The sequence below is a fragment of the Ruminococcoides bili genome, assembly GCF_040093295.1.
In the GTDB taxonomy this organism is placed as follows: Bacteria; Bacillota; Clostridia; order Oscillospirales; family Acutalibacteraceae; genus Ruminococcoides; species Ruminococcoides intestinale_A.
In genome coordinates this window covers 1-7,264 of the sequence record NZ_JBBNJY010000060.1, presented here as the reverse complement: position 1 = coordinate 7,264, position 7,264 = coordinate 1, and the positions used below count along the sequence as shown (strand labels likewise).

Below are 7,264 nucleotides of genomic sequence, written 5' to 3'. Positions count from 1 at the left end.
TCACCTGCGGTATTTACTTTAACTTTCAGCGATTTTTGTCCAAAACATTTTTCTTCCGAAACATAGCTTGTTGAATAGCTGAGGTTACTTAATTGTTGATGCGTAGATCTGATATTGATGCAAATTATTTCCAAAGTATCGATCTATTGCCATTGATTCAAAATTACGCCAAGAAGATGCCGGTATACTAAGCTTGTTATGCGGGATAAATTCTTTTGGCGGAGGTGTGAATGTAAGAATATTGTCAATAAAAATAAGCTTTTTAGGTATAATTCTTTTAGAGGTACTCAAAAGTTTAAGTCTAAATTGTGGTAAAAAACCGTATTTATCAACCTCGTATTTAAGTTTAGCTTTTTCAGCAATATCTTCTTCAGGTCTTTTTCCATCAATAGGTAAAAATCGATCTTCGTACCTCGTAAAACCAATTTGTATGTAATCTAATTGTTCATATTCGTTTATACAATTAGAAAGATTATTGGAATTTGTAATCTTAATATATACCACTGGAATTTTATGACCAGGAAATACATAATCGTTATCAATTTTATGAATAAGTAGATAATGTCCATAAATTCCTTTTTCTTTAGCTAAATCACTTTCCATTTTATAAGCAAAAACATCCCCGATTTTCCAATCGCAATTATAGAGTTTGCGTTGCACTATTTTCTTTTTATCAGGCTGTGGTGATAATAATTTTTGTTCTAAATCAGATAATACTTTTCTTCTTATTTTAGCTTGAGCTGGATTTTCTAATTCCCAATGCTTTAAATCGTGTTTATTCTGAATATGAAACAAAGCTTGTTTTTTTACAAAATCATCTAGTCTTCCCAACGACCATTGAATATCAGCTAACGCAAACCAAAATACAGGTACCTCGTCACAATCAGATAAAATATTTTCATTAAGTTTTATTAACTCTTGAATAATTACATAATCTGATTTACCTTTTGTGAGTTGGTCTTTGTAATAATCTCTTACATCTATAGCTATATCGTTTTGATATAAATTAGGACCCCAAACTCCCATAAATACATCTCCTTAATTTCCTGACCAATATAATATCTCATTAGATATTTTGTTTTCTAAATATGATAACACACCTCTTCCTGCTTCCATATACATTGATAAATTAGGGTTACGTGGACTAATCCCATTTATCTGATTATTCATTTTGTTAGATGTATTGACAGTATGATGATACATCATTTGTATTTGTTCTACGCCACGTGCTTCAATTGCATTAAGACCTGTAGCGATTGGTACAAGATTCAAATGCGAGCGTTGCGGATTATTAGCATGAGCGTTTTCTCTTTTTTCCGGATTAGTGGTTCTTCCAACATACTGAGTATTTCCATTTGAGTCAACTAATCCATATACAGTGTGATTTCTCGGTAAAGCATCGTATGATTTAGAACTCGAACTTTTTGAATTTGATGTAGATTGCGAAATATGTTTAACACCAGCATAAACACCTACACAAGTAGCTATTGTAGCTACACCTACTGAAGCGGTTATGACGCTGGAAGCAGTGGCGGCTATTCCTACTCCAACTGCAGCAGTAGCTATTACAGGTGCTGCTACAACAGCTACAGCACATACCGCAACAGTAGCAAAACATGCTAAAGCTATTCCCCACCAAGAGTTTCCTTTACTATCAATTCTGCATACTGGATTATTTCCGCAATAGGCAAACATATTTACATCTAAAATATCTTCACCTGCTTGAAGATATCCGTCTGCGTTTAGGAATCTGTGTACTACAGGGTCGTAGTAGCGGCTCATAAGATAATATAAGCCTGATTCAGAATCGTAGTAATAGTTGCGATAACGGAATGGGTTGAGGTTAGCAATATGGTTAGGGTCTGTAATTGCTTGATTGCTCGCATTTGATACTGTGAGCACATTGCCCCAATCATCATATTCATACTTTGCTACCATATTACCGTCGCCGTCATAGATTGAAGTAATGTCACCTCTCCAATTATGCGCATAGTAATATGTTACTGCGTCAGTTGAAGAATTTGCCTTGTAGCTTACTGCATAAAGCTGACCGTTTGCGTCATAACAATAGTCAAATACTTTTTCTCCTCTTGTTTCGTGCATAAGCTGACCGTTGAGGTATTCGTATGTGTATTCAACTCCGTTTACGGTTTTACTTGTTCTTACGCCGTTGCTGTCATACTTATAGCTGATACTGTCGTTGCCGCATCAAAAACGGAAACAGCATTGCAACTGTCATATAAATGAAAGTCAATATGTAAGGCTTTTTGTTTAGCATAATATAAAACTCACTTAATTTAAATATCAATTAATGATTTATGAAGGAAAAGAAGTTGATAAGGAATACTCATATCTATTTTATTAATAAATATATTTACAAGTGCTCCTAATATTACAATACAAAAATATATGATTACAAAATATTGTACTATTCTACTATAATCATATTTATTTTTGAGAGTATTATTTTTTATAACTACTTTTTTATATGCTAATTTTTGGTTAAAATAACATGAAATATTTATAAGAAATTTTGCGCCAAACATAGACTCAAATACAATACATATATTATTATTTACACCTATGTGTCCAATAAAGCCCAAACATGGTAATAAATATATTATATAAAACAAACAAAAATATAACACAGGTAATATTGTATAGATGATGGTTTTATTACTAATATAATGGCAAGATAAGTATAAAGAATATATTGATATAATAATCGATAAAAATGTAAAAACACTTCGCACCAATATAGTATCATTATTTTTAAAATACAATGAGTAAATTATCATTAATAAAACACCAAGCATAAATACAAATATATCTTTATATAACAAATGAAATTTTTTATTTATCATATTAATTACCACCATATATATTGAAACTCGTTTGAAATATAATCAATATTTATTCCAGCACTAAATGATGCTCCAATTATTATATATCCACCTGAGGAAAAACCTATAACATGCGATTCACCTGAATTTATAATTGTTTCATCAGATAAACAATCCATAAATTCACTTTCACCATATGAACCTAAATCCCATCCCATAACTGTAAGACCAAGTTGACTTGATGCTTTTTCACCAAAATAAATATTATTATAATCTATATGTATAGAAAATGGAGAAAATTGTGCTAAAGCTTCTATTCCCACCAAATCCAGTGTATTAAATTCTGCACCCAAACCATAACCAACATCAGCATCTACTTCCAAACTGTTAATTATTGTTAAAAATGATTGATAAATTTTTTCCCCTACATTGTAGTATTTAAATTGCCCATTATCATCCACATAATCATAATTTGTTCCATGGTATTTATTATAATTACGCAGACCTTTTTCTGTTTGTAAATATTTTCTTCTGTCCAAATTACACATTGGACAAGTAGGGTTGCCACAGATTACATCTGATGGATGATTACCAGTTGGATCAGAATTCATAATCGGGTTATTCTGACAATACGCATTCATATTTGTATCAAGAATGTTATCGCCTGACTGGAAATAGCCGTCTGCGTTTAGGAATCTGTGTACTACAGGGTCGTAGTAACGGCTCATAAGGTAGTATAAGCCTGATTCCGAATCGTAGTAATAGCTGCGATAGCGGAATGGGTTGAGGTTTGCAATGTGATTCGGGTCTGTAATTTCACTGTTATTTGAATTTGTTACTGTAAGTACATTACCCCAGACATCGTATTCATACTTTGCTACCATATTACCGTCGCCGTCATAGATTGAAGTAATGTCACCTCTCCAATTATGCGCATAGTAATATGTTACTGCGTCGGTTGAAGAATTCGCCTTGTAGCTTACTGCATAGAGCTGACCGTTTGCATCGTAACAATAGTCAAATACTTTTTCTCCCCTTGTTTCGTGCATAAGCTTACCATTGAGGTATTCGTATGTGTATTCAACTCCGTTTACGGTTTTACTTTATCATCTATTATAATACATTCTTTTAAAATGTTCTCAATATTGTATATTGCATCACTAAAATTCATTTTTGCAAAAAAGAAAAATAATGCATTAACAAGCAAGAAAATTGTAAAAGGCAATATAAAAATAAGCGGAATTAAATTAGAATTTTCTAACGAAGAAGAGTATATTATTGCACCAAAAAAAACACAAATAACAAAAAACATTCCAATAAAAATATAGTCGGAAGACGGTAGTTTCATGTTAATTGACAATACAGTTTTATTACTTTTGCTTGAAAATTTTCCGATAATTAAAGGGTTAAATAAAGATCTTCTGCTACTTGCCGGGACAGATTTTATTTCAAAATTTTCTTCAAAAATTTTTCCGTAAAAAGTATAGTCTTTATAATGCTTATAATAATTAAACAATCCCTGAAATGTCGAATTTCTTAATTTTCCAATTAGACATTCTTTAGTTGTTTTTAATTCATAATCATAATTTTTGCGATATAATTTAATCATAGAGCCTCCATTTTAAATTCAATAATAAACAGGAGATTTACAAATTGTATCCGGTCGTCCACAAGCTCTACAGCACCTTACATTGCTGTATTTGTTTTTTTATTATTGGAAGTATTAGAGCTATAACTCTTAGAAGTATTAGAGCTATAACTCGACCAAAGTGTTTTTGTAACGCCTGACACAATGAGGCGGTACATTATCTAAATAGGTGTCTATATTATATCACTGAATTAATATGTTATCTATTTATCTTTTTACAAATTATTTAAACATTATAAATAACAAGCATCCACATAACGGGAGCTAATATTATACATACAGCTTGAATAAAGTATATTATTTTTCTATAAATATTAACTCTTCTGAAATTATACTCACTTAAATCCTTTATAGTCTTGCTTTTGAAATCATCGGTCAAAAAATTATCCTTTAAAAAACTTATTATCAAATATTCATATGTCAAAAGCAAAGCAAACGGAACAAATATATTTACTTTTATATTAAAATTGATTATTAATATAAGCAAAGAAACAAATGTCATTACTATACCTATAATCAAGCCTATATGTATTTTCATTAATTTATTCATATTAACCTCCTCCTAAGCAAAAAATAAATTCAATATTACTATTACATATTCTTTATAAAACTAATATTAAAAAGTATTAATAAAACTATATTATTCTTTTGAATTTTCCTTTAAAATCTTTATTTAAAATTTTTTCAATCTCAAATTTCATATCAGAATATTTCATATTTACAATAATACAAATAAACGCTAAAAAAACAATGCAAATAATTAATGGATATATTATTGATATATAATTTAGATTTTTAAGAAAAGCATTGATAATATTAAATATTATAACGCCAAAAAGAATAAAAGCTATTATAAAGATAAAAAGCCAACATTCTAAATTCAATTTTAATTTTATATTCAAGGTTACGCTATCTCCATTTTTATTTACATTACCGCAAAATATAGGATTAATGCCGTTTTGTATGAAAATACTATTTTGAGATAATAACTGCATTTTAAACGAATTATTTAAAAACTCACCATAAAAGCAGGAGCTTTCCATAATGCTGTTAATTATATCGTTATCTGAGCAATGTATCTCATAGCAAATAGGTTTTAAACATTTTAACATAAAAGCACCCCTACTATTTTTTAATAATACACCGGAGATGGACAGATATAGTCAGGTCTTCCGCAAGCTCTGCAACATCTTACTTTGTGGGAATTTTGATTAATTGTATTTGATTTATTGTTAGTATTACTTTTGATATTATTTTTTGAGTTACTTGTTGGATTATCATTAGATTTAAAAATGGTTTGATTAGTTGTAGTATACGCATGAGCCCAATCTATCCCTGCACCGATTCCAAATGAAAATGAGAGACCGCTCAAAGTTTCATATTCTTCAAGTAAGATAGCATCCGCTCCAATAGAAAAGACTTCCCCGAAACTTCCTCCCCAATACTGATAACTTTTATCCAAATCATCAATTGTTTCAGCATCCCATATAATATTCAAGGAAGTTGTTGCACTTATCGACATTATACCAACTCCACCGCTTTCTTGATAATCACAATATGAATAATAAAATCCATAGTTTCCATAATCATCAACAGCCATATAAATTGAAAAACACGCTGGTACACCAAAGCAACCAAAAACATTCAATCCAATTGTTGTTACTAATGTACCATATTTATCGATATTATTAAGTGGATTATTTCTGCAATACGCATTCATATTAGTATCGAGAATACCATCGCCTGACTGAAAATATCCGTCTGCGTTCAAAAATCTGTGAGTAACAGGGTCGTAGTAACGGCTCATAAGGTAATAAAAGCCTGATTCAGAGTCATAGTAATAACTGCGATAGCGGAATGGGTTGAGGTTTGCAATGTGATTCGGGTCTGTGATTTCACTGTTATTTGAATTTGTTACTGTGAGCACATTTCCCCAGGCATCATATTCATACTTTGCTACCATATTACCGTCGCCGTCATAGATTGAAGTAATGTCACCTCTCCAATTATGCGCATAATAATAGGTTACTGCATCAGTTGAAGAATTTGCCTTGTAGCTTACCGCATAAAGCTGACCGTTTGCGTCATAACAATAGTCGAATACTTTTTCTCCCCTTGTTTCGTGCATAAGGTGACCGTTGAGGTATTCATATGTGTATTCAACTCCATTTACGGTTTTACTTGTTCTTACGCCGTTGCTGTCATACTTATAGCTGATACTGTCATTGCCGCTTTGTAGGGTTGTAAGCTTTCTGCCGTTGAGCCAAGTCATTTCCATACCGTCACGATATGAAAGCGGATTGCCTATTTCATCATAGGTTATAGTTTCTCCGTTGTAGCTTGTAAGTTTGTCACCCCAGTTAGCGTCATCATATCCGTATGTATTTACTCTTGAATCATATAGTTGTCCATGAGCACCAATCCTACTGACAGTTTCTGTAAGAATATTTCCGGCTTCATCATAATCGTATCGGTATTGTTTTTGATTAATATAATCACAGGAAGTTATAAGTTGATTAAATTCGTCATATTCATACAAATATAATCTTTGCCAGTCATTGTTTACCTTTTTATAAATGTCGGTAATATTGCCATTGGTGTCATACTCATATTTATAAGTATCTTTACCAATGGTTTCTTCCTTAATTTTTGTTGTGGTAAAATTTTCTCCACGATTACTGTCATAGTAAGTGTAACTCATATCAAGCGGAGTTTTTAATGCAACAGATGATTTTGTCTGTCTGTTTAGTCCGTCATATGTATATGTTACCTT

8 protein-coding genes are annotated in these 7,264 nt (G+C 31.2%); all 8 read right to left on the bottom strand.

Features of this window, described 5'->3' with window-relative positions; all coding sequences use genetic code 11:
- Positions 1-84: 84 nt before the first annotated feature.
- Positions 85-1,026: a hypothetical protein gene (locus tag AAAY30_RS10920; RefSeq protein ID WP_413059864.1), complete on the bottom strand. Its 942-nt coding sequence runs from the start codon at positions 1,024-1,026 to the stop codon at positions 85-87.
- A gap of 12 nt (positions 1,027-1,038) precedes the next feature.
- Positions 1,039-2,193 (bottom strand): RHS repeat domain-containing protein, encoded by a 1,155-nt coding sequence (locus AAAY30_RS10915; protein WP_499215958.1) that lies wholly within the window; start codon positions 2,191-2,193, stop codon positions 1,039-1,041.
- 104 nt (positions 2,194-2,297) lie between these two features.
- Positions 2,298-2,864: a hypothetical protein gene (locus tag AAAY30_RS10910; protein WP_413059862.1), complete on the bottom strand. Its 567-nt coding sequence runs from the start codon at positions 2,862-2,864 to the stop codon at positions 2,298-2,300.
- A 5-nt stretch (positions 2,865-2,869) separates the two neighbouring features.
- Positions 2,870-3,892: an RHS repeat-associated core domain-containing protein gene (locus tag AAAY30_RS10905; protein ID WP_499215955.1), complete on the bottom strand. Its 1,023-nt coding sequence runs from the start codon at positions 3,890-3,892 to the stop codon at positions 2,870-2,872.
- Between the two features lie 41 nt (positions 3,893-3,933).
- Positions 3,934-4,452 (bottom strand): hypothetical protein, encoded by a 519-nt coding sequence (locus AAAY30_RS10900; protein ID WP_499215956.1) that lies wholly within the window; start codon positions 4,450-4,452, stop codon positions 3,934-3,936.
- Positions 4,453-4,717: 265 nt separating this feature from the next.
- Positions 4,718-5,041 carry a hypothetical protein gene (locus AAAY30_RS10895; protein WP_302484187.1) on the bottom strand — a complete coding sequence of 108 codons (324 nt, stop codon included), beginning with the start codon at positions 5,039-5,041 and terminating at the stop codon, positions 4,718-4,720.
- An 85-nt stretch (positions 5,042-5,126) separates the two neighbouring features.
- Positions 5,127-5,603: a hypothetical protein gene (locus AAAY30_RS10890; RefSeq protein ID WP_295052046.1), complete on the bottom strand. Its 477-nt coding sequence runs from the start codon at positions 5,601-5,603 to the stop codon at positions 5,127-5,129.
- A gap of 20 nt (positions 5,604-5,623) precedes the next feature.
- Positions 5,624-7,264 (bottom strand): RHS repeat domain-containing protein (locus tag AAAY30_RS10885; RefSeq protein WP_499215957.1); only part of this gene is annotated, 1,641 nt, incomplete at its 5' end.

Bases quoted from the DNA above. Each gene is read 5' to 3' on its own strand.
- AAAY30_RS10920 (WP_413059864.1), bottom strand. From the start codon at position 1,026: ATGGGAGTTTGGGGTCCTAATTTATATCAAAACGATATAGCTATAGAT.
- AAAY30_RS10910 (WP_413059862.1), bottom strand. From the start codon at position 2,864: ATGATAAATAAAAAATTTCATTTGTTATATAAAGATATATTTGTATTT.
- AAAY30_RS10905 (WP_499215955.1), bottom strand. From the start codon at position 3,892: ATGCACGAAACAAGGGGAGAAAAAGTATTTGACTATTGTTACGATGCA.
- AAAY30_RS10900 (WP_499215956.1), bottom strand. From the start codon at position 4,452: ATGATTAAATTATATCGCAAAAATTATGATTATGAATTAAAAACAACT.
- AAAY30_RS10895 (WP_302484187.1), bottom strand. From the start codon at position 5,041: ATGAATAAATTAATGAAAATACATATAGGCTTGATTATAGGTATAGTA.
- AAAY30_RS10890 (WP_295052046.1), bottom strand. From the start codon at position 5,603: ATGTTAAAATGTTTAAAACCTATTTGCTATGAGATACATTGCTCAGAT.